This window comes from Ramlibacter sp. MMS24-I3-19, assembly GCF_050320135.1.
Classification (GTDB): Bacteria; Pseudomonadota; Gammaproteobacteria; order Burkholderiales; family Burkholderiaceae_C; genus Ramlibacter.
The window spans coordinates 1,415,974-1,436,217 of record NZ_CP190017.1; the positions used below are offsets into that span (position 1 = coordinate 1,415,974).

The 20,244-nt window shown below is 69.3% G+C and carries 22 protein-coding genes; 9 read left to right on the forward strand and 13 right to left on the reverse strand.

Annotated features, from left to right (window positions below; all coding sequences use genetic code 11):
- Positions 1 to 24 precede the first annotated feature (24 nt).
- Positions 25 to 1,365: a M23 family metallopeptidase gene (locus tag ACPWT1_RS06995; protein WP_427914654.1), complete on the reverse strand. Its 1,341-nt coding sequence runs from the start codon at positions 1,363 to 1,365 to the stop codon at positions 25 to 27.
- Positions 1,366 to 1,536: 171 nt separating this feature from the next.
- Between ACPWT1_RS06995 and tyrS the strand changes: the two genes are divergently transcribed.
- The 3 genes from tyrS to dtd are packed head-to-tail and all read left to right on the forward strand — an operon-like array spanning position 1,537 to position 4,180.
- Positions 1,537 to 2,772: a tyrosine--tRNA ligase gene (gene tyrS, locus ACPWT1_RS07000; RefSeq protein WP_427914655.1), complete on the forward strand. Its 1,236-nt coding sequence runs from the start codon at positions 1,537 to 1,539 to the stop codon at positions 2,770 to 2,772.
- Between the two features lie 11 nt (positions 2,773 to 2,783).
- Positions 2,784 to 3,701, forward strand: a complete 918-nt coding sequence (locus ACPWT1_RS07005; RefSeq protein ID WP_427914656.1) for a cation diffusion facilitator family transporter — start codon at positions 2,784 to 2,786, stop codon at positions 3,699 to 3,701.
- Positions 3,698 to 4,180, forward strand: coding sequence for a D-aminoacyl-tRNA deacylase (gene dtd, locus ACPWT1_RS07010; protein ID WP_427915517.1), 483 nt, complete (start codon positions 3,698 to 3,700; stop codon positions 4,178 to 4,180). Before ACPWT1_RS07005 ends, dtd begins: the two co-directional genes overlap by 4 nt.
- Here dtd and ybeY read toward each other — a convergent pair.
- Both ybeY and ACPWT1_RS07020 read right to left on the reverse strand, forming a co-directional pair.
- The gene (ybeY, locus tag ACPWT1_RS07015; RefSeq protein ID WP_427914657.1) at positions 4,174 to 4,626 is read right to left on the reverse strand and encodes an rRNA maturation RNase YbeY; all 453 of its coding nucleotides are present in this window, start codon (positions 4,624 to 4,626) and stop codon (positions 4,174 to 4,176) included. The genes dtd and ybeY overlap by 7 nt on opposite strands.
- Entirely contained in the window at positions 4,613 to 5,560 is a 948-nt protein-coding gene (locus ACPWT1_RS07020; RefSeq protein WP_427914658.1) for a PhoH family protein, read from the reverse strand. The genes ybeY and ACPWT1_RS07020 overlap by 14 nt, the downstream gene beginning before the upstream one ends.
- Before the next feature lie 48 nt (positions 5,561 to 5,608).
- Here ACPWT1_RS07020 and ruvA point away from each other — a divergent pair, with 48 nt between their 5' ends.
- Positions 5,609 to 6,187 (forward strand): Holliday junction branch migration protein RuvA, encoded by a 579-nt coding sequence (gene ruvA / locus ACPWT1_RS07025; RefSeq protein ID WP_427914659.1) that lies wholly within the window; start codon positions 5,609 to 5,611, stop codon positions 6,185 to 6,187.
- Positions 6,188 to 6,193: 6 nt separating this feature from the next.
- Complete coding sequence (ruvB, locus tag ACPWT1_RS07030) at positions 6,194 to 7,255, forward strand: Holliday junction branch migration DNA helicase RuvB (protein WP_427914660.1); 1,062 nt, start codon at positions 6,194 to 6,196, stop codon at positions 7,253 to 7,255.
- A 6-nt stretch (positions 7,256 to 7,261) separates the two neighbouring features.
- On the opposite strand, the gene ACPWT1_RS07035 is transcribed toward ruvB, so the two are convergent.
- Positions 7,262 to 9,013, reverse strand: a complete 1,752-nt coding sequence (locus ACPWT1_RS07035; protein WP_427914661.1) for a lysoplasmalogenase family protein — start codon at positions 9,011 to 9,013, stop codon at positions 7,262 to 7,264.
- Between the two features lie 89 nt (positions 9,014 to 9,102).
- Between ACPWT1_RS07035 and ACPWT1_RS07040 the strand changes: the two genes are divergently transcribed.
- Together ACPWT1_RS07040 and ACPWT1_RS07045 are read left to right on the forward strand one after the other, a co-directional pair.
- Positions 9,103 to 10,455 carry a S9 family peptidase gene (locus ACPWT1_RS07040; protein ID WP_427914662.1) on the forward strand — a complete coding sequence of 451 codons (1,353 nt, stop codon included), beginning with the start codon at positions 9,103 to 9,105 and terminating at the stop codon, positions 10,453 to 10,455.
- Positions 10,452 to 11,045, forward strand: a complete 594-nt coding sequence (locus tag ACPWT1_RS07045; protein WP_427914663.1) for an alpha/beta hydrolase family protein — start codon at positions 10,452 to 10,454, stop codon at positions 11,043 to 11,045. The genes ACPWT1_RS07040 and ACPWT1_RS07045 overlap by 4 nt, the downstream gene beginning before the upstream one ends.
- Positions 11,046 to 11,051: 6 nt before the next feature.
- Here the strand turns inward: ACPWT1_RS07045 and ACPWT1_RS07050 are convergent, their stop codons facing one another.
- The 4 genes from ACPWT1_RS07050 to ttcA are packed head-to-tail and all read right to left on the reverse strand — an operon-like array spanning position 11,052 to position 14,549.
- Positions 11,052 to 12,257 (reverse strand): DSD1 family PLP-dependent enzyme, encoded by a 1,206-nt coding sequence (locus tag ACPWT1_RS07050; RefSeq protein WP_427914664.1) that lies wholly within the window; start codon positions 12,255 to 12,257, stop codon positions 11,052 to 11,054.
- On the reverse strand, positions 12,229 to 12,870 hold the full coding sequence (locus tag ACPWT1_RS07055; protein WP_427914665.1) for a histidine phosphatase family protein: 642 nt from the start codon (positions 12,868 to 12,870) through the stop codon (positions 12,229 to 12,231). The genes ACPWT1_RS07050 and ACPWT1_RS07055 overlap by 29 nt, the downstream gene beginning before the upstream one ends.
- Positions 12,871 to 12,925: 55 nt before the next feature.
- Entirely contained in the window at positions 12,926 to 13,606 is a 681-nt protein-coding gene (locus ACPWT1_RS07060) for a DUF4136 domain-containing protein (RefSeq protein WP_427914666.1), read from the reverse strand.
- Between the two features lie 16 nt (positions 13,607 to 13,622).
- Positions 13,623 to 14,549, reverse strand: coding sequence for a tRNA 2-thiocytidine(32) synthetase TtcA (gene ttcA / locus ACPWT1_RS07065; RefSeq protein ID WP_427914667.1), 927 nt, complete (start codon positions 14,547 to 14,549; stop codon positions 13,623 to 13,625).
- 71 nt (positions 14,550 to 14,620) lie between these two features.
- Here ttcA and ACPWT1_RS07070 point away from each other — a divergent pair, with 71 nt between their 5' ends.
- Positions 14,621 to 16,084, forward strand: coding sequence for an MFS transporter (locus ACPWT1_RS07070; RefSeq protein ID WP_427914668.1), 1,464 nt, complete (start codon positions 14,621 to 14,623; stop codon positions 16,082 to 16,084).
- Here ACPWT1_RS07070 and ACPWT1_RS07075 read toward each other — a convergent pair.
- The 5 genes from ACPWT1_RS07075 to ACPWT1_RS07095 form a co-directional block, all read right to left on the reverse strand.
- Positions 16,029 to 16,691: a DUF4136 domain-containing protein gene (locus tag ACPWT1_RS07075; RefSeq protein ID WP_427914669.1), complete on the reverse strand. Its 663-nt coding sequence runs from the start codon at positions 16,689 to 16,691 to the stop codon at positions 16,029 to 16,031. The genes ACPWT1_RS07070 and ACPWT1_RS07075 overlap by 56 nt on opposite strands.
- Before the next feature lie 91 nt (positions 16,692 to 16,782).
- Positions 16,783 to 17,151, reverse strand: coding sequence for a dihydroneopterin aldolase (locus ACPWT1_RS07080; protein WP_427914670.1), 369 nt, complete (start codon positions 17,149 to 17,151; stop codon positions 16,783 to 16,785).
- Complete coding sequence (locus ACPWT1_RS07085) at positions 17,148 to 17,504, reverse strand: dihydroneopterin aldolase (protein ID WP_427914671.1); 357 nt, start codon at positions 17,502 to 17,504, stop codon at positions 17,148 to 17,150. The genes ACPWT1_RS07080 and ACPWT1_RS07085 overlap by 4 nt, the downstream gene beginning before the upstream one ends.
- Positions 17,505 to 17,529: 25 nt before the next feature.
- Positions 17,530 to 18,336, reverse strand: coding sequence for an SDR family oxidoreductase (locus tag ACPWT1_RS07090; RefSeq protein WP_427914672.1), 807 nt, complete (start codon positions 18,334 to 18,336; stop codon positions 17,530 to 17,532).
- On the reverse strand, positions 18,333 to 19,097 hold the full coding sequence (locus ACPWT1_RS07095; RefSeq protein WP_427914673.1) for a hypothetical protein: 765 nt from the start codon (positions 19,095 to 19,097) through the stop codon (positions 18,333 to 18,335). The genes ACPWT1_RS07090 and ACPWT1_RS07095 overlap by 4 nt, the downstream gene beginning before the upstream one ends.
- 31 nt (positions 19,098 to 19,128) lie before the next feature.
- On the opposite strand from ACPWT1_RS07095, the gene ACPWT1_RS07100 reads away from it, so the two are divergent.
- Positions 19,129 to 20,226, forward strand: a complete 1,098-nt coding sequence (locus tag ACPWT1_RS07100) for a class I SAM-dependent methyltransferase (protein WP_427914674.1) — start codon at positions 19,129 to 19,131, stop codon at positions 20,224 to 20,226.
- Positions 20,227 to 20,244: the final 18 nt, after the last annotated feature.

Sequence of the window (20,244 nt, forward strand, 5' to 3'; positions counted from 1 at the left end):
GCCGATGCCGGGGCGCTCGCGCCCTTACTCGGCGCTGGCCATGGTGGCCGGGGCCGCCTCGAGCTGCGCGCGCATCACGTTGGCCAGCTTGTCGAAAGCGGGGCGCGCCGCGGCACTGAGGGTCACGGCCTGGCTGCGCTTGGCCACTTCGATCGGGTTGCGGAACGCGCCGTTGACCCGGAACTCGAAGTGCAGGTGCGGACCGGTGGCCCAGCCTGTGGCGCCGACCGCGCCGACGCGCTGGCCTTGCGTCACGAACTGGCCAACACGCACGTCGATGCGGCTCATGTGCGCGTACAAGGTGGCATCGGAAGCGTTGTGGCGCACGATGACCACGTTGCCGTAGCCGTTCTGCACGCCCGCGAATTCGACCTTGCCGTCCCCCACGGTGCGCACCGGCGTGCCGGTGGGCGCGCCGTAGTCGACGCCGTTGTGAGCGCGCCATTGGTTCAGGATGGGATGGAAGCGCATCGCGAAGGAACTGGTGACGCGCGAGAACTCCATCGGCGAGGCGAGATAGGCGCTGGTGAGGCTCTTGCCGTCCAGCGTGTAGTACGCGCCCTTGGTGCCGGGCTGCTGGAACCACATGGCCTGGTGCGAATGACCGTTGTTGGCGAAGTCGACGGACAGCACGCGGCCGGTGCGCAGCGGCTCGCCGTCGGCCTCCAGCGCTTCGTAGACCACGCTGAAGCGGTCGCCCTTGCGCAGGCCGCGATGGAAGTCGATATCCGCGGAGAGGATGTCGGCGACCTGCACCGCGATCTCGTCGGGGATGTGCGAATCGTCGACGGCGGCGAACAGCGAGCTGCGGATGGTGCCGCTGCCCAGGCGCGTGGCGGCCACGAGCGGCGCGGTCTCGACGCGGCTGGTGAATTTGCCGGACGGGCCGCGCTCGACCACGAGTCGCTTGAACTGGCCGCTGTCGTCGGCCACCCAGCGCACCGTGAGACTGCGCAGGGCGTGCTGGTCGGTGGCTTCGGCGCGCGCGGTCCGCCCGTAGCGGCCCAGGAGCTGGGTGCGGACAACGGGATCCTGCCGCAGGTAGGCTGCGGCTTCGGCGTCGCTCACGCCCAGGCGGGCGAGCAGCGTGTCGGCGGTGTCGATCGGGCGCACCGTCTCACTGCGCCACAGGCTGAACGTGTGTGCGTCCAGCACTTCGGACTGCGCATGCAGGTCCTGCAGCGGCACCGTCTCGAGCACCTCGTGCACTGGCAGGTTGGCAGGGTCGGGGCCGAACGACGCCACCGCGAACGCGCCGCCGCCTCCGCCAAGCAGCAGTGCGGCGACCAGCGCGGTCACCTGTTTCGGATGGTGCTCCAGCACCCGCGCGACCGCCCACAGACTCTGCTCAAGGGCCGCGACCAAAGCGTTTCTTGTCAACCTCGGGTCCTCATTGCGAAGCGTCCTTGTTTCGGGACGTTCCGCTGCTTGCGTCGGGCCGGCGAGCCTCCGAGGGCACCCTCTTAGAATCAGCCGGCCTGACAGTCGGCGCAGTATAGCCATCGCCCTTGCGGGGCTGCTTGCAAAAAAAGCTCGATGAATCAACCACTTGTTACGAAAAATGCGCCAGTGAGCGACCGGGTTTGCGACGCCATGGCGGTCTCGCTGCGCGGTTGCGAAGAGCTGATCCCGCAAGAGGACTGGCAGCGCAAGCTCGTCCGTTCCGAGGAAAAAGGGGTGCCGCTGCGCATCAAGTTCGGCCTGGACCCGACCGCTCCGGACATCCACCTCGGGCACACGGTGGTGTTCAACAAATTGCGTCAACTGCAACAGCTCGGCCATACCGTCATTCCGCTGATCGGTGACTTCACGACGATGATCGGCGACCCGTCCGGCCGGAACACCACGCGGCCGCCGCTCACGCGCGAGCAGATCGAGGCCAATGCGAAGACCTACTTCGACCAGATCCGCCTGGTGCTCGACATGGACCGCGCCGAGGTCCGCTACAACAGCGAATGGAGCGATCCGCTGGGCGCCCGCGGGATGATCCAGCTGGCGGCGCGCTACACCGTGGCACGCATGATGGAGCGTGACGACTTCCACAAGCGCTTCACCGAGGGCCGGCCGATCAGCGTGCACGAGTTCCTCTACCCGCTGATGCAGGGCTATGACTCGGTCGCGCTCAAGAGCGACCTGGAGCTCGGCGGCACGGACCAGAAGTTCAACCTGCTGATGGGGCGCCACCTGCAGCAGGAATACGGCCAGGAACCGCAGTGCATCCTGACCATGCCCTTGCTCGAGGGCCTCGACGGCGTCGAGAAGATGAGCAAGAGCAAGAACAACTACATCGGCATCACCGAGGATGCCAACACGATGTTCGCGAAGGTGATGTCGATCTCGGACACGCTGATGTGGCGCTGGTACACGCTGCTCAGCTTCCGGGCCGAGTCGGACATCGCGCAACTGAAGTCCGAGGTCGAAGGCGGCCGCAATCCGCGCGACGCCAAGGTGGCGCTGGCCAAGGAGATCACCGCTCGCTTCCACGACGCGCGTGCGGCCGATGCGGCCGAACAGGACTTCGTCAACCGCAGCAAGGGCGGCATTCCCGACGACATCCCGGAGGTGCGGTTGTCGGGCGCGCCGCTGGGCATCGCCGTGCTGCTCAAGCAGGCCGGCCTGGCGCCCTCGACGAGCGAAGCCAATCGCCTGATCGATGGCGGCGGCGTGCGCGTGGACTCGGCCGCCATCAGCGACAAGGCGCTCAAGCTGCCCGCAGGCACCTACGTCGTGCAGGTGGGCAAGCGCAAGTTCGCTCGCGTGACGCTGGCCTGAGGCCGGTCCCCATGACGTTCACCGAACGACTGGGCGCGTACCCGCCGCAAGCGTGGTTGCGCGTGTCGATCGCCGTCGCGGTGCTCACCATCGCGCTGAAGACGCTGGCCTGGTGGCTGACGAGCTCGGTGGGTTTGCTGTCCGATGCGATGGAGTCGCTGGTGAACCTGGCCAGCGCGAGCTTCGCGCTCGTGATGGTGCGGGTGGCGCAGCAGCCGCCGGACGCCGAACATCCATACGGGCATCACAAGGCCGAATACTTCTCGTCGGCCTTCGAAGGGCTTGCCATCCTGATCGCGTCGCTGGCGATCATCGCGGCGGCGGCGCAGCGCTTCTTCCATCCGCAACCGATCGAGCAGATCGGCTGGGGCCTGGCGCTGTCGGTGCTGAGCTCGGCTTTCAACGGCGCGCTCGCCTGGGGCATGCTGAAGTCGGCCCGGGTGCACCGCTCGATGGCGCTGGAGGGCGACGCACGCCACCTCTTCACGGATGTGTGGACGTCGGCCGGCGTGGTGGTCGGCGTCGCGCTCGTGGCGTGGAGCGGATGGCTGTGGCTCGATCCGGTCATCGCGATCGGCGTGGCCCTGAACATCCTGCGCGAAGGCTGGGACCTGGTGTGGCGGTCGTCGCAGGGACTGATGGACAAGCGCGTCGAGCGCACGGTGCAGGCCGAGATCGACCGCGTGCTCAAGGGCTTCGCGCATCCGACGATCCGCTTCGACCACATCGCGACGCGTCGTTCCGGCAGCCGGCGCTACGTGGACCTGCACATGCACATGCCCGGCGAGTGGACGCTGCGCCGTGCGGCGGCCGTTCGCGGCTCCGTGGAGCAGGCGCTGATGAGCGCCGTGCCCGGCCTGCGCGCATCGATCCAGCTGCTGCCCAGCGATGTCGAGACGCACGGCCAGGACCAGGAGGACCTGATCTGATCGGCCTCGTCCAGCGCGTGGCGCGCGCCAGGGTCACGATCGCCGGGCAGGTGCACGGCGAGATCGGCGCGGGGCTGCTGCTCCTGCTGTGCGCCGAACGCGGCGACACGGAAGGCGCGGCCGACCGCCTCCTGGCCAAGCTGCTCAAGCTGCGCATCTTCAGCGACGCGCAGGGCAAGATGAACCTCGCGCTGCCCGACGTGGGCGGCGGGTTGCTGGTGGTGAGCCAGTTCACGCTGGCGGCCGACACCTCCGGCGGGAACCGGCCCAGCTTCGGCAATGCGGCGCCGCCCGACGAAGGCCGGCGCCTCTACGAGTACTTCGTGCACAAGGCTCGAGCTGCGCATCCCGTCGTGCAGACCGGCGACTTCGGCGCCGACATGCAGGTGGAGCTGGTCAACGATGGACCCGTGACGATCCCTCTCCGGTTCGCTCCCGTTCCGGGGGAGGGCAGGGTGGGGGCTGCTCCTGCTCAGTAGGGATCGGGGAACCCGAGCGCACCTAGCAGCAGGATCTCCAGCGCTTCCATCTCCAGGGCGTCGCGCTCGCCCGTCTCGTGGTCGTAACCCTGCGCGTGCAGCGTGCCGTGCACCAGCAGGTGCGCGTAGTGGGCCACCAGCGGCTTGCCCTGCTCGTGCGCCTCGCGCTCGACCACCGGTGCGCACAGCACCAGGTCCGCGGTGACCACCGGCTCGCGCGTGTAGTCGAACGTGAGCACGTTGGTCGCGTAGTCCTTGTGGCGGTACTGCGCATTGAGCGCCCGGCCTTCGTCTTCGCCGACGATGCGCACCGCGATCTCGCCAGGCCGCTGCAGCGCGAAGCCCACCCAGCGCTGCACCTTCGCGCGCGGCAGCAGCGCCTGGTGCCGGGCCGCGCCGGCGAACCTTCCGAACTGCAGGTCCAGCGCGAGATCAGCGGGAGGCATCGCGCTTGCTTGCGGCGTCGTACGCATCGACGATGCGCGCCACCAGCGGATGCCGCACCACGTCCGCGCTGGTGAAGCGCGTGTGTGCAATGCCCTTGACGCGCTTGAGCACCCGTTCCGCCTCGATCAAGCCGGACAGCTGCCCCTTGGGCAGGTCGATCTGGCTGATGTCGCCGGTCACCACGCACTTGCTGCCGAAGCCGATGCGCGTGAGGAACATCTTCATCTGCTCGGGCGTGGTGTTCTGCGCCTCGTCGAGGATCACGAACGCGTTGTTCAGCGTGCGGCCGCGCATGAAGGCCAGCGGCGCGATCTCGAGGGCGTTGCGCTCGAAGGCCTTGGTGACGCGCTCGAATCCCATCAGGTCATAGAGCGCGTCGTACAGCGGACGCAGGTACGGATCGACCTTCTGCGTCAGGTCGCCGGGCAGGAATCCAAGCTTCTCGCCGGCCTCGACCGCGGGGCGCGTGAGCACGATGCGCTGCACGCCGCTGCGCTCCAGCGCGTCGACGGCGCAGGCCACCGCCAGATAGGTCTTGCCCGTGCCGGCGGGCCCGATGCCGAAGGTGATGTCGTGGTTGGCGATGTTGTCCAGGTACACGCTCTGGTTGGGCGTGCGGGCCTTCAGGTCGCTGCGCCGCGTGTGCAGCACCAGCGCGCCTTCGTCGTCCTCGTCCATGGCCTGTTCGCCGGCGACCATCAGCTGCACCTTGTCGGGCGAGATCGGCCGGCCGGCCATCTCCCACATCGAGGTCAGCACGTCCATCGCGCGCTGTGCCTTGGCCTTGGGACCCTCGACCTTGAAGTGCTCCTGGCGGTGGCTGATGGCGACCTGCAGCGCGGTCTCGATGGTGCGCAGGTGTTCGTCGGTGGGACCGCACAGGTGCGCCAGGCGGGTGTTGCTGGGTGGGGCGAAGGCGTGGCGAAGGATCAAGCTGATAATCCGGCAGCAGAGGAAGGGCGCAGTGCCCCGGGACCCGGAATGATAGGCAGATTGAACGGAACGCTGGCCGACAAGAACCCGCCGCAAGTGCTCGTGGACTGCCACGGTGTCGGCTACGAGGTGGACGTCCCGATGAGCACGTTCTACAACCTGCCCGGCTTGGGCGAGAAGGTCACGCTCCTCACGCACTTCGTCGTGCGGGAGGACGCGCAGGTGCTGTTCGGGTTCGGCAGCGCCGCCGAGCGCGAGGCCTTCCGGCAGCTGATCCGGATTTCGGGCGTGGGCCCGCGTACGGCGCTGTCGGTGCTCAGCGGCATGAGCGTCGCCGACATCGCGCAGGCCGTCACCGCGCAGGACGCCACCCGGTTGATCAAGGTGCCCGGCATCGGCAAGAAGACGGCCGAACGGCTGCTGCTCGAATTGAAGGGCAAGATCGGCGCGGACCTTGGCGCCACGCCCGGCGCGGGACCGGCGACCGACGCGCAGGCCGACATCCTGCAGGCGCTGGTCGCCCTGGGCTACAGCGACAAGGAGGCGCAGGCCGCGCTCAAGCCGCTGCCCAAGGACGTGGGCGTGAGCGAAGGCATCAAGCTGGCGCTCAAGGCACTGGCCCGGTAATCCTCGATGACGATCAAGACCGACGACTTCGCCATGCCGCCCACGCCGCCGCGCGTGGTGTCGGCCGCGCCGACGTCGCCCAACGAGGAGGCCATCGAGCGCGCCCTGCGGCCCAAGCTGCTGGCCGAGTACGTGGGCCAGGCCAAGACGCGCGAGCAGCTGGAGATCTTCATCGGCGCCGCGAAGAAGCGCGCCGAGGCGCTCGACCACGTGCTGCTGTTCGGCCCGCCGGGCCTGGGCAAGACCACGCTGTCCCACATCATCGCCCACGAGCTGGGCGTGAACCTGCGCCAGACCTCGGGACCGGTGCTCGAGAAGCCGAAGGACCTGGCCGCGCTGCTCACCAACCTCGAGAAGAACGATGTGCTCTTCATCGACGAGATCCATCGGCTGTCGCCGGTGGTCGAGGAGATCCTGTATCCCGCGCTCGAGGACTACCAGATCGACATCATGATCGGCGAGGGTCCCGCGGCACGCTCCATCAAGCTGGACCTGCAGCCGTTCACGCTCGTGGGCGCCACCACGCGCGCCGGCATGCTCACCAACCCGTTGCGCGATCGCTTCGGCATCGTCGCGCGGCTGGAGTTCTACACGGCCCAGGAGCTGGCCAGCATCGTGCGGCGCAGCGCCTCGCTGCTGGACGCGCCGATCGACGAGGATGGCGCCGCCGAGATCGCGCGCCGCTCGCGCGGCACGCCGCGCATCGCCAACCGCCTGCTGCGGCGCGTGCGCGACTACGCCGACGTCAAGGGCTCCGGACGCATCACGCTGGACATTGCGCACAAGGCGCTGGCGATGCTCGACGTCGATCCGCAGGGCTTCGACATCATGGACCGCAAGCTGCTGGAAGCGGTGATCCACCGCTTCGATGGCGATCCCGTCGGCCTGGACAACATCGCGGCGTCGATCGGCGAGGAGCGCGACACCATCGAGGACGTGATCGAGCCGTACCTGATCCAGCAGGGCTATCTGCAGCGCACGCCGCGTGGCCGCGTGGCGACGGCTGCCGCCTTCCGCCATCTCGGGGTGACGCCGCCGCGCGCCGAAGGCGGCCTGTTCAACGAGTAATCAAGGTCACGGCGCCGTCGCGAGGGCCAGGTCGGCCTGACGGTCAGGCGTGTGCCGCGCAGGGTGCGCATTGCTGGCGATCAGCAACTGGGCGGCGTAGTAGGTGGACAGCACGAGCAGCGGCGCGAGCGGCAGCGGCGCGGTGAACCTGTTGAGGGCCAGCAGCGTGTCGCTCAGCATGAACAGCAGCGCGCCTGCGGCGGCGGCAACCGCGCCGGGTTCCCGCAGCACCGCGGCGCGCCCGATCGCCTGCGCCGCCATGGTGGCGATGACACCGACATACAGGGCGACGGCCACCCGCAGGACCGGGCCGAGGCTCGAAAACAGCACCGCATACATGGCGGCGCCAATGCCCAGCGTCGCGAGCAGCGCCCGCGGTCGCGGCATCCACCCCACGTCCTGCCGGAACAGCACGATGAAGCACAGGTGCGCGAGCAGGAACGCGACCAGGCCCTGGATGAACCGTCCGGGCAGCATCAGCAGCACGTCGCCTGTGAGCGAGAACGCCAGCCCCGCAACCAGCCAGCCATCGAAGCCGACCGGCCGCTGCCCGCGCCGCCACCGCAAGACGACGAACGCAATCACGAGGACCAGGGCAAGGGGCTTGAAGACCTGGTGCCATCCGAACAACCCGGCAGCGGCCGTCCCCGCCGCCAGCGCGCCGGCCTGCACGGCCAGCGCCTGCAGCATTCCGAGGCGACCTTGCGTGGCGGCGCCCAGGGCCCACAGCACCGCGGTGAGCACCGCGATCCAGGTGAAGGCCTGCACGGTCCCAAGGCTGTCGGCGTGCCACAGGAACAGCGAGACGCCCCCCAGCATCGCCACGAATTCGACGCCGCCGAACCGCGCCATCGCAGGCGTCATCGGCGGATGGAAGCGCTGCAAGTTCGCGACGTCGAACGCTGGCTTCGGAAAGCGGGCCGTCACGTCGGCGGGCCGCCATCCCGGGGGCTTGAGCCACACGCGCACCTTGTCCGTCCAGCGCCGTGTGTGCCAGCTGTCCTTCAGCAGGCCCCAGTACACCTCCGCGTTCGACCACAGCGGGTCCCAGCTGTCCAGCGGGCTGCGCGTGCCGTAGACGCAGCGCGCGCCTTCCTCGCGGAAGGTGCCGAACAGCCGGTCCCAGACCACGAGCACCCCGCCGTAGTTGCGATCGAGGTACTCGTCGTTCACTGCGTGGTGCACGCGATGGTTGGACGGCGAGCAGAACCAGCGGTCGAACCAGCCCAGCCTGGGCACGTGCTCGGTGTGCACCCAGAACTGGTACAGCAGGTCGACGAGGCCGACGATGCCGAACACCAGCGGCGGCACGCCGGCCATGGCCATCGGCAGGTAGAAGATCCAGCCGAACAGGTGGCCGCTGGATGTCTGGCGCAGCGCGGTGGACAGGTTGTAGTCCTGGCTCTGGTGGTGCACCACGTGCGCGGCCCAGAGCAGCGCCGTCTCGTGGCCCGCGCGGTGCAGCCAGTAGTAGCAGAAGTCGTAGAACAGCAGCGCGAGCAGCCAGCCGTACCACGCGGTCCAGAACGCGTCGTTGCGCCAGAGGGCGACGTGCTCGAACACCGCGGCATACAGGCCGATCTTCAGCAGCGGCATCAGCACCGCCGTGAGCTGGCTGAGCATGCCCAGCCCGATGCTGCTGATGGCGTCGTTCAGGCGGTACGTGTTGCGGCCGCGCGCGACGCCCCAGGCGAATTCGATCGCGATCGCCAGCAGGAACACGGGCGTGGCAAGGACGATGACCTGGCTGGGCGACATGCCGCGAATCGTAGTTCCCGGGGTGCCGCGGTGCATGCGGGCTTGCCCTGCTGACGCACAATCGCCGCTTTTCCCGACAGGAGACACCCATGCTGGTTCCGCGCCTCGCGACGCTGTTGCTGCTGGCCGCCCTGGCTGCGCATGCGCAGAAGCCTGCGGTGCCTGCGATCGCACCGAACGAGAACCTGGTGGCCGAGGGCATCCCGCCGATTCCAGTGGCCGTCGCCGAGGAGGTGCGGCGCTACACCGAAAGCCGCAGCGCGCGGTTCCTCGACTGGCATCCGACACGGCGCGAGATGCTGGTGGGCACGCGGTTCGGCGAGACGGTGCAGGTGCACCTGGTGAAGCAACCGCTGGGCGCACGCACGCAGCTGACCTTCTTTCCCGAGCGCGTCGGCGCTGCGAGCTGGCAGCCCACGCGTGGCGACTTCTTCGTCTTCAGCAAGGACGTGGGCGGCGGCGAGTGGTACCAGTACTACCGCTACGACTTGGACACCGGCGCCGTCACGCTGCTCACCGACGGCGCGTCGCGCAACACGGGGCTCACCTGGTCGAACAAGGGCGACCGTGTCGCCTATCACTCCACTCGGCGCAACCGCAAGGATTCCGATCTCTACCTGATGGATCCTTCGCGGGCGGGCACCGACCGCCCGTTGCTGCTGCTGGAAGGCGGCGGCTGGGAGGTGGCGGACTGGTCGCCCGACGACACGCAGCTGGTGATGCAGGAGTACCTCTCGGTCAACGAGAGCCACCTCTGGCTGGTGGACGTGGCCAGCGGCACCAGGCGCCTGCTCACGCCGCGCAGCGGCACGCCGGTGGCGTATGGCGATGCGAAGTTCGCGCGCGACGGCAAGGGGCTGTGGGTCACTGCCGATCGCGACGGCGAGTTCAAGCACCTGGCCCATATCGATCTCGCCACCGGCGCCTACCAGGACGTGACCCCCGGCCTGCGCTGGGATGTCTCCGCCCTCGATGTCAGCCTGGACGGGCGGCGCCTGGCCTACCTCGTCAACGAGGCCGGCGTCGCGCGCCTGCACCTGCTGGACCTGGCCTCGCGGAGGGAGCTGCCGGTGCCGCAGTTGCCGGTCGGCGCCATCTTCGGCGTGCGGTTCCATCCGAACGGCCGCGACCTCGCGCTGACGTTCGTCGGCTCGCGCACGCCCGGCGACGTGGTCGTGCTCGACACCGCCAGCAACAAGGTCGAGCGCTGGACCGAGAGCGAACTGGGCGGCGTGGTCCCGGCGCAGCTGTCGGAGCCGCAGCTCGTGCGCTGGAAGAGCTTCGACGGGCTGGAGATCACCGGCTTCCTCACGAAGCCGCCCGCGCGCTTCACCGGCAAGCGGCCGGTGGTGATCAACATCCACGGCGTCCCGAAGGCCAGGCCCTGCCCACCTACCTGGGCCGCGGCAACTACTTCGTCAACGAGCTCGGTGTCGCGGTGATCCAGCCCAACGTGCGCGGGTCCACCGGCTTCGGCAAGACCTTCGTGGCGCTGGACAACGGCTACAAGCGCGAGGACTCGTACAAGGACATCGGCGCGTTGCTGGACTGGATCGCCACCCAGCCCGACCTGGACGCGTCGCGCGTGATGGTCACCGGCGGCAGCTACGGCGGCCACATGGCGTGGGCCGTGTCGTCCAACTACGGCGACCGCATCCGCGCCTCGCTCCCGGTGGTGGGCATGTCGAACCTGGTGACGTTCCTGGAGCACACCGAGTCGTACCGGCGCGACCTGCGGCGCGTGGAATACGGCGACGAGCGCGATCCGCAGATGCGTGCGTTCCTCGAGCGCATCGCGCCGATGAACAACACGGCCAGGATCCGCCATCCGGTGTTCGTGGTGCAGGGCCTGAACGACCCGCGCGTGCCGTACACCGAGGCCGAGCAGATGGTGAAGACGATCCGCGGCAACGGTGCGCCCGTGTGGTACCTGCTGGCGAAAAACGAAGGCCATGGCTTCAGCAAGAAGCCGAATGCCGACTACCAGTTCTACGCCACGGTGCAGTTCATCCGCGAGTACCTGCTGAAATGACGGCGCCTACGTCAGCGCGCCGCGCGCATCGACGCGGATGATCCGGTCGACCCTGCCTTCCAGCAGGCCGCCCTTCACGCCCACCATGTGGTCGTGCAGGTTCACGGTGGGGTCGCAGTGGCCGGGGATGAGCCACAGCACGCGGCCGATCTCCGGCACCTTCACGCCCGGCGCAGCCGGACGCAGGATGCCGTGCTCGTCGCCGCCATTGGCGTAGTCCAGCTCGTGCGGTCCGTCGAAGGCGTGCACCTTCGGCAGGCCCGAGTCGATCGCGTGGCTCTTGTGCCCGGCATCGCACACCGCATGCTCCGCGCCCGAGCTCATCACCTGCGTCTTGACGAACAGGGCGTGCTCGAACTGCGGCTGCGCGGGATCGCGTTCGTTCTGCGCGTAGTCGGCGTCCATGAACAGGAACGAGCCGGCCTGCAGTTCGCCATAGACGCCGCTGGCCGCCTCGGCCACCAGGCTGCCGGTGCCGGCGCCGGTGATCAGGCCCACCGGGATGCCTTCCGCCTCGATCTGGCGGCAGGTGAGCGCTGCGTCCTGCGCGGCGCGGGCGATCGTCTCGCGCCGCTCCACGGCGCTGCGAATGTGCTGGGCCTTGCCGTGGTAGGCCTGCAGCCCCGCGAAGCGCAATGCGGGGTGCTTGCGGATTTCGTGCACCAGGTCCACGGCCGCGCGGCCCGGCGGCACGCCGCAGCGGCCCTGGCCGACGTCGATCTCGACGAACACGTCGATCACTGCCGGTGCGGCGCCTTCGCGGCCGGCTCTGCGCGCATCGTTCATGGCCTGCGCCAGGCGCTCGATGCCCACGCGGCTGTCCACCGCGATCGCCAGCTGGCCGCCCTCGCTCGCGAGCCGGTGCGCGAGATGGGCCACGCGCGCCAGCTTCTGCGGCGCCACGACCTCGTTGCTGATGTACACGTCCATCACGCCGCCGTCGGCCATGGCTTCGGCCTCGGCGGTCTTCTGCACGCAGACGCCGACGGCGCCGGCCTGCACCTGCAGCCGCGCGATGGCCGCGCTCTTGTGCATCTTCGCGTGCGGACGCCAGCGGATCGCGTGCTTGCGGCAGAACTCCGCCATCCGGCTCAGGTTGCGCTGCATCGCGTCGAGGTCGACGACGAGGGCGGGTGTGTCGATGGCGGTGGCAGGGCGCCCCACCAGTTGCTTGAGGGAGTCGCTAAGCGGAGTTCTCGTCGGCCGGGACATGGTCGAGGTGCTGGGTGTCGGACCAGCCGACCAGCGTGAAGCCCTGGGGAGTCCAGAGCAGGCGATTGATGGCGCCGTTGGGAAGCTCCCACGTGCGCGGTGAATTGACTTCCTGGCCGGTGGCCACGCGGTACAGCGCATCCAGCACGCCACCGTGCGCCACCACCACGATCTGCTCGCCAGGATGCCTGGCGGCCAGTTCCTGCACGGTGCGGGTGACTCGCTCGCGCAGCTGGATCAGCGACTCGCCGCCTTCGGGCGGCTGCCACTCCGGGATGCGCTTGCGCCAGTTGTGGGCGTGCTCGGGCCAGGTCTCGTGGATCTCGTCGAAGGTCTTGCCCTCGAACATGCCGAAGCTGCGTTCGCGCAGCCCTTCGTGCGGGATCACCGGGATGCCCTTGACCTCGGAGATGGACTGCGCCGTGGCGTGGGCCCGTTCGAGGTCACTGGAATACACCGCCGTGATCGGCTCCTCCGCGAGGGCCTTCCCCACGCGCTGGGCCTGCCAGCGGCCAGTGTCGTTCAGGGCGATGTCCCGCTGTCCCTGGATGCGCGCATCGGCATTCCAGGACGTTTCGCCATGGCGCACGGCGATGATGCGGGTCGGATCCATGCACGGATTTTAGGCACCCGCCTGAGCATGCCCACCGCCGCACCGTTGCCAGTTGTCAGCGAGTGGCGGGCGCGGGCTGCGCGGCAGGTGCCGCCGTCGTGGGCTGCGCGGCCGGAGCGGGGGCGGCCGGGGCCACCGCGACCTGCTTGCCGCCCACCACGATGTCCACCCGGCGAGGGCCCGGCGGTGGATTCGGGAAGCCTTGCAGCGCGGCGTCGAACATCGCGGCCAGCGCGGTCGCATGGTCGAGCCAGGGGCCGTCATTGTGTGCGCGCGTTTCGTACACGACCTTGTTGCTGGCAACGTCGCGCACGATCACCCCGACCTCGCGCACATACCAGGGCGGCTCGGGCGGATACGGCGCGCCCCAGCCCGGGCCCCAGCCATGGCGCCAGCCCGGTCCCAAGCCGTAGGGGGACATCCACGGGTCCGCCCAAGGCGAGAGCACCTGCGTGATGCGCGCTGACAGCTGCACGCTGTAGCGCGGCGAGGCATCGTCGCGGCGCAGGCCCGCCTTGTACAACGCCGGGTCGGCCAACGCCTCCAGCTGTGTTTCCTGGCCTGGCACGGCGAGCTGCGACGGCAGGCGCTCGAAGCGGTACGTGGGCGATGCCGGCAGTGACGGCAGGCCGGAGAAGGTCTGCACCGTGTTGTCCAGCCGGTAGGTGCTGGCGCAGCCCGCCAGCAGCAAGGCAGTGAGGCCCGCGAGGGCGATGGAGCGCAGGGCGCCCTTCATGGCTGTCTCCCGTGGATCAGAGCTTGACGACGGACAGGCCGGGCAGCGCGGGCGGCGTGCCGAACTCCTCGGCATCGAACGCCTTGTCGCCGTCCACGTCGGCCACGCCGGTGGCCTTCAGACCTGCGAAATCGAAAAGCGTTCCGTCGCCCAGGTGGGACGGAACGACGTTCTGCAAGGCGTTGGCCATGGTCTCCAGCCGCCCCGGATTCTTCTTCTTCCACTCACGCAGCATCGCGCCCACCTGCTTGCGCTGCAGGTTCTCCTGGCTGCCACACAGCGTGCACGGGATGATGGGAAACGCGCGGTGCTCGGCCCAGCGCACCAGGTCGCGCTCGGCGACGAACGCCAGGGGCCGGATCACCACGTGGCGGCCATCGTCGCTGACCAGCTTGGGCGGCATGCCCTTCAACTTGCCGCCGAAGAACATGTTGAGGAAGAACGTCTGCAGCATGTCGTCGCGGTGGTGGCCCAGCGCGATCTTGGTGGCGCCCAGCTCGTCGGCGACGCGGTACAGGATGCCGCGCCGCAGCCGCGAGCACAGGCTGCACATCGTCTTGCCCTCGGGGATCTTGTCCTTGACGATCGAGTAGGTGTCCTGCTCCTCGATGTGGAACGGGATGCCCAGTGCCTTCAGGTACTCCGGCAGGATGTGCTCCGGGAACCCCGGCTGCTTCTGATCGAGGTTCACCGCGACCAGGTCGAACCGCACGGGCGCGCGCTGCTGCAGCTTGAGCAGGATGTCCAGCAGCCCGTAACTGTCCTTGCCGCCCGACAGGCAGACCATCACGCGGTCGCCTTCCTCGATCATGTTGAACTGCGCGATGGCCTGGCCGACCTGGCGGCACAGGCGCTTCTCGAGCTTGTGCGTCTCGCGCTCGATCTTCGCCTCGCGCGAGAGCGGGGACGTTGCGGGTTCGTTGTCGATCCAGACGGCGGCCATGGTGGCCCGATTGTCTCATCGGGCTCCCGTCCTGCGCCGCTGCGGGGCCGTCATGGGCATCATCGGGCGCGATGTCGGAACCGCTCTCCATCGCTGCCCGGCTGGACCGCCTGCCCTGGTCGCGCTGGCACTGGCGCGTCGCCATCGCGCTCGGGGTCGCGTGGGTCCTCGACGGGCTGGAAGTCACCATCGTCGGCTCGGTCGGCAGCGTGCTGGAACGGCCGGACACGCTGGGCCTCACCGCGACGCAGGTGGGCTGGGCCGGTTCGCTGTACGTGGCGGGTGCGGTGCTCGGCGCGCTGGTGTTCGGCCGCATGGCGGACCGGCTCGGGCGCAAGCGCCTCTTCCTGCTGACCTTGCTGGTGTACATGGCCGCGACGGTCGCCACCGCGTTCTCGACCGGCTTCACCACCTTCGCGCTCTGCCGCTTCCTCACGGGCGTCGGCATCGGCGGCGAGTATGCGGCGATCAACTCCGCCATCGACGAGCTGATCCCGGCGCGGGTGCGTGGGCGGGTCAACCTGTCCATCAACGGCAGCTTCTGGGTCGGTGCCGCGCTGGGCGCAGTGCTGAGCCTGGCGCTGCTGGATCCGCGCGGCCTCGGTCCGCAGCTGGGCTGGCGCGCCGGATTCCTTGCCGGTGCGGTGCTGGCGCTGGCGGTCCTGCTGGTGCGGCGGCACGTGCCGGAAAGTCCGCGCTGGCTGCTGGCGCATGGCCGGCGCGAGGAGGCCGAACGCGTGCTCGCGCAGATCGAGCGCGATGCGGGCGTGGCGCCTGCAGCGGCGACAACGGGTGACGATCGCGTGGCCTCGCGCGTGCCCACGTGGCGCGAGGTGGCGCACGTGCTGGTGCGCCGCTACCCGGAGCGCAGCCTGCTCGTGCTCGCGCTGATGGCCTCGCAGGCGTTCTTCTACAACGCCATCTTCTTCACCTACGCGCTCGTCCTCACGCGCTTCTACGGCGTGGATCCGGGGCGCGTCGGCCTGTTCATCGTGCCCTTCGCCCTCGGCAACGTGCTGGGGCCGCTGGTGCTCGGCCCACTGTTCGACCACTGGGGCCGTCGGCGGATGATCGCCGCGACCTATGGGCTGTCCGGCGTGGCGCTGCTCGCCACCGGCGCTGCATTCCTGGCCGGCTGGCTGGATGCGATGTCGCAGACGCTGGCCTGGTCGGTGGTGTTCTTCCTCGCCTCGGCGGCCGCGAGCTCGGCCTATCTCACCGTCAGCGAGGTGTTCCCGCTCGAGATGCGGGCCGTCGCGATTTCGCTGTTCTACGCGGTGGGCACCGGCATCGGCGGCTTCGCCGCGCCGGCGTTGTTCGGCGCGCTGGTCGCCAGCGGCAGCCGGCTGCAGGTGTTCGGGGGCTATGCGTTCGGTGCGTTGCTGGTGATCGGCGCCGCGGCCGTGGCATGGCGCCACGGCGTCGATGCCGAACGCAAGCCGCTGGAGGAGATCGCGCCGCCGCTGGGAGCGGATCGGGTCAGCGTGCCACCGGGGCGGGAACAGCGGGCGCAGTGGCCGCCGGTGCGGCGCTGACCGCGCGCGGCGCACCGAGGTTCAGGTCCACCTGGCGCAGCCCCGGGGGCGGATTGGGAAAGCCCTGCAAGGCGGCATCGAGCATGGCCGGGATCGCGGCCTGCGGATCGACCCAGGGGCCGTCGCTGTTGGCATGGCTCTCGAACACGACGCGGCCGCTCTGGAGGTCCCGCAGCAGCACGCCCACCTGCCGCATGTACCAGGGCTGCTGCATGCCGAAGAGGGGACCGCCGACCCCGACGCCGACACCACCGCCGTGCCCGCCGACCCCGAGGCCGAAGCCGAACGACGTCATGCCCGGCTCGGGCCATGGCGACGCCGACTGGTTGACGGTGGCCGTGATCGTGACGCCGTAGCGCGGCGCCGCGTCGTCACGCCGCAGTCCCACCCGGTGCAGCGCCGGATCTGCCAGCGCCTCCAGCTGGTCCTGCCCCGGTTGCGCGGCCTGCGAGGGCAGGCGCTCGAAGCGGTAGGTGGGGTTCGGCGGCAGCGCCTGCAGGCCCGAGAAGGCCTGCACGGTGTTGTTCATGCGGTAGGAAGCGCAACCGGCCAGCGTGCCGGCGGCCACGACCAGGGCTGCGAGCGAGGTGCGAGCAAGGCGGGACATGGGGCGGGGACTGCAATCGCCGTGGATCCGGCGCAGTGATCGTGCCGTGCGCAGCGGCGCGCCACTGTAGGACTGGTGCCGAGCCGGGCCGCTACCACTGCCCGGTTTCGACGCGGATCGCCACCTCGCAGTCGTCGAAGATCTCCAGCTTGGCGATCTTCACGCGCACGCCCAGCACGCCGGGCAGCTGCATCAGCCGGTTGGCGAGCTTGCCGATCAGGCTCTCGAGCAGGTTCACGTGCTCGGCCGTGCATTCCTCGATGACGATCTTGCGCACCTTGCGGTAGTCCAGCACGTGCAGGATGTCGTCGTCATGCGGCAGCAGCGGCTGCGTGCCAAGGTTCAGCTCGGCATCCACCCGGATCGGCTGCGGCGATGTCTTCTCGTGGTCGAGGATGCCGAGGTTGGCATCGAACTCGAGGCCCGTGAGGGTGAGGATGCGGGTGGCGGTCGTACTCATCCTGGTTCGCGTCCCAGCCGGAGCACTTCGACGCCGACGGCCTCGCAGTCGGGGTAGACGTCCGGCTTTCGCGTGCTGACGCGCACCGCTGCAACGCCTTCATGCGCGAGCAGCGCCGCCGCGATGTCATCGCACAGGGTCTCCTGCAGGGTGATCGGGCCCCGCGCCACCCGCTCGTGCACGACGGTCCGCACGAAGTCGTAGTCGACCACCTCGCCGATGGCGTCGTGTTTCGGCGTGCTGGCATCCAGCGGAACGTAGAGATCGATGTCCAGCACGACCCGCTGCGGGCGTTCCAGTTCGAAGGGATGGAGCCCGATCTGCGCCTGCACCTCCAGGCCGCGCAGGAACATGCGGCGGCAGCCTGTCTGGAGCCAATCAAGCGTGCTGGCCATGGCCCACCTTCCCGAGCAGTTCATCGACCACGAACATGATGTCGCGCGGCAGCGGGACCAGGTGCTGCCCGTTGTCCACGCACAGGCTTGCACCGGTGATGCAGGGATTCATCGCAAGAAACAGGACTGCCTGCGCGACCTGGGGCACCTGGATTGGCTCGCGCAGGAGGTTGGCGGTCGCGGCCGCATCGAAGTTCTGCTGGGTCTGCGGGCCACTTGGGTACAGGAGCCCGGGCGCGACGGCATTGACGCGAACGACGGGCGCGAGCGCTTGCGCCTGTTGCGCCACCGCGCGCTCCAGCGCCAGCTTCGACAGCGTGTACGAGAAGTAGTCCGGGTTCAGGTTGTAGACCTTCTGGTCGAGGATGTGCACGACGCTGGGCCGCTCGCCCGCGTCCTGCGTCGGCCCCGCGGCCTGCGCCAGCAGTCGCGCGAATTCCAGCGGCACGACCAGGTTGGTCTGCAGGCGCTGCACCAGGCCTGCTGCGTCGAAGCCGGCCGCACTGTCGGGCACGAACTCCGATGCGTTGTTCACGATGCAGCGCAAGCTGGGGCCCGCATGGCGGCGCACCTGCTCGAAGACCCGGCGGGCCGCATCGGCGTCATCGAGCGGCCCGCGCACCAGTGCACATTGCACGCCCAACTCGCCGAGTTCGGCCGCGAGGGTCTGGGCGGCCTCGCCCGATTCCCTGTAATGGCACGCGACCTTCCAGCCGGCGCGGCCGAATGCGAGCGACACCTCGCGACCCAGGCGCCGCGCGCCGCCGGTGACCAGCACCCACGGGCTCATGCGGCACGCTCCGTCCGCTGCTGCAGCAGCGCCTCGAGCATTCCACGGACGAAGAACGAGAGGTCCTGCGCGAAGTAGAGCTGCTGTCCGGGCAGCAGCAGGAAGTCGTCCACCATCCGGCGGAAGAAGAGCAGGCCTGCGCCACCCTGCGGTGCAGCGTCCTGGTAGCGCGCGGGTTCCTCGTTCAGCGCGTAGCCTTCCGCGATCGCGCCCAGGATCACGTGCCGGAATGCGCCGAGCTCGGGGCTCTCGGCACTGATCCGGCCCGGCAGCGAGCCAGGCAGCCAGTAGCAGACATTGACCTTGAACACGTTCAGTTCCACGGTGAAGCGCAGCGCCGGGGCTTTGGTCCCCTGGGCCGGGACCGCCCACACCTCGTAGTCGGCGCAGCAACCGCGCACGACGGTTCGCACCGAGATCCCGAAGGCTTCTCCGAAGTTGGTGTGGATCGCGCGCGGAATGCCCGTCTGCAGCAGCGCGGTGGTGAGTTCTCGCAGGCGGCGGTCGCTGTTCTGCCCGAACACAAGCGCGATCACCACCAGCATGACCGGCAGCGCGATGGTCAGCAGGCCGATCGAGGACGACGCCGATTCCGGCTGGTGCGTCCACAGCGCCCATCCGAACAGTCCGAGCGCGGCGAGGATGACGGCGGTGAGAAGCAGCGACACCGCGATGCGGGCCCACAAGGGCAGTGCCAGCATCCGCAGCCAGCGCACCATCTCGTTCGACGGCTCCAGCGCCTTGTTCCCACCTTCAGCCAAGTTGCCTCCATCGCAGGGTCACAATTGTCCAATGGACATCGATGATGCGCGGAGTGTACCGAGCGCCCTTGCGGCACTGATCCGGGCCCAGGTGGAGCGCGCGGGCGGCTGGCTGCCGTTCGACCGCTACATGGCGCTGGCGCTCTATGCGCCCGGGCTCGGCTATTACGCGAACGCCTCGCGCAAGTTCGGGCCGCTGCCTTCGTCGGGCAGCGACTTCGTGACGGCGCCGGAGCTCACGCCGCTGTTCGGGCGCGCACTGGCCCGCCAGGTCGCGCAGGCGCTGGAGGTGTCGGGCACGACCGAGATCTGGGAGTTCGGCGCCGGCTCCGGCGCATTGGCGGCGCAGCTGCTCGAGGCACTGGGCGACCGCGTGCAGCGCTACACCATCGTCGACCTGTCCTCCAGCCTGCGCGCGAGGCAGCGCGAGCGCCTGGCCGCGCATGGCGCGAAGGTGCGGTGGGTGGCCGAGCTGCCCGAGCGGTTGCGTGGCGTGGTGGTCGGCAACGAGGTGCTCGACGCGATGCCGGTCAAGCTGCTGCACCGCACGCAGGGTGTGTGGCACGAGCGCGGCGTTGTCAGCACGCTGGCCGGCTTCGAGTTCCAGGACCGGCCCACGGACCTGCGGCCGCCGCTGGAGATCGAGGGAGCGCACGCCTACCTCACGGAAGTGCATCCGCAGGCGCTCGCGTTCATTCGCACGATCGCCGACCGGCTGCAGGCGGGCGCTGCGTTCCTCATCGACTACGGGTTCCCGGAAGCCGAGTACTACCACCCGCAGCGCCACATGGGCACGCTGATGTGCCACCGCGGCCACCTGGCCGACCCCGACCCGCTGGAGGCACCGGGCACCAAGGACATCACGGCGCACGTCGACTTCACCGGCCTCGCGGTGGCGGCGCAGGAGGCCGGGCTGCACGTGCTGGGCTACACCTCGCAGGCGCACTTCCTCTTCAACTGCGGCGTGCTCGACCTCGCGGCGGACGCGCCGCCGAAGGAGCATGCAGCGCTGCAGAAGCTGGTGAACGAGCACGAGATGGGCGAGCTGTTCAAGGTCATCGGCCTGGCGGCGGGCGGTTTCTGGGACGCGCGGGGCTTTGTTCGCGGCGACCGCACCGACCGGCTGTGAGCCGGCCCACGCGCGGCC

What these genes read in the sequence shown, in the direction of transcription:
- tyrS (WP_427914655.1), top strand. Translation starts at nt 1,537, where the DNA reads ATGAATCAACCACTTGTTACGAAAAATGCGCCAGTGAGCGACCGGGTT.
- ACPWT1_RS07005 (WP_427914656.1), top strand. Translation starts at nt 2,784, where the DNA reads ATGACGTTCACCGAACGACTGGGCGCGTACCCGCCGCAAGCGTGGTTG.
- ybeY (WP_427914657.1), bottom strand. Translation starts at nt 4,626, where the DNA reads ATGCCTCCCGCTGATCTCGCGCTGGACCTGCAGTTCGGAAGGTTCGCC.
- ruvA (WP_427914659.1), top strand. Translation starts at nt 5,609, where the DNA reads ATGATAGGCAGATTGAACGGAACGCTGGCCGACAAGAACCCGCCGCAA.
- ruvB (WP_427914660.1), top strand. Translation starts at nt 6,194, where the DNA reads ATGACGATCAAGACCGACGACTTCGCCATGCCGCCCACGCCGCCGCGC.
- ACPWT1_RS07035 (WP_427914661.1), bottom strand. Translation starts at nt 9,013, where the DNA reads ATGTCGCCCAGCCAGGTCATCGTCCTTGCCACGCCCGTGTTCCTGCTG.
- ACPWT1_RS07040 (WP_427914662.1), top strand. Translation starts at nt 9,103, where the DNA reads ATGCTGGTTCCGCGCCTCGCGACGCTGTTGCTGCTGGCCGCCCTGGCT.
- ACPWT1_RS07050 (WP_427914664.1), bottom strand. Translation starts at nt 12,257, where the DNA reads ATGTCCCGGCCGACGAGAACTCCGCTTAGCGACTCCCTCAAGCAACTG.
- ACPWT1_RS07055 (WP_427914665.1), bottom strand. Translation starts at nt 12,870, where the DNA reads ATGGATCCGACCCGCATCATCGCCGTGCGCCATGGCGAAACGTCCTGG.
- ACPWT1_RS07060 (WP_427914666.1), bottom strand. Translation starts at nt 13,606, where the DNA reads ATGAAGGGCGCCCTGCGCTCCATCGCCCTCGCGGGCCTCACTGCCTTG.
- ttcA (WP_427914667.1), bottom strand. Translation starts at nt 14,549, where the DNA reads ATGGCCGCCGTCTGGATCGACAACGAACCCGCAACGTCCCCGCTCTCG.
- ACPWT1_RS07070 (WP_427914668.1), top strand. Translation starts at nt 14,621, where the DNA reads ATGTCGGAACCGCTCTCCATCGCTGCCCGGCTGGACCGCCTGCCCTGG.
- ACPWT1_RS07075 (WP_427914669.1), bottom strand. Translation starts at nt 16,691, where the DNA reads ATGTCCCGCCTTGCTCGCACCTCGCTCGCAGCCCTGGTCGTGGCCGCC.
- ACPWT1_RS07080 (WP_427914670.1), bottom strand. Translation starts at nt 17,151, where the DNA reads ATGAGTACGACCGCCACCCGCATCCTCACCCTCACGGGCCTCGAGTTC.
- ACPWT1_RS07085 (WP_427914671.1), bottom strand. Translation starts at nt 17,504, where the DNA reads ATGTTCCTGCGCGGCCTGGAGGTGCAGGCGCAGATCGGGCTCCATCCC.
- ACPWT1_RS07090 (WP_427914672.1), bottom strand. Translation starts at nt 18,336, where the DNA reads ATGAGCCCGTGGGTGCTGGTCACCGGCGGCGCGCGGCGCCTGGGTCGC.
- ACPWT1_RS07100 (WP_427914674.1), top strand. Translation starts at nt 19,129, where the DNA reads ATGGACATCGATGATGCGCGGAGTGTACCGAGCGCCCTTGCGGCACTG.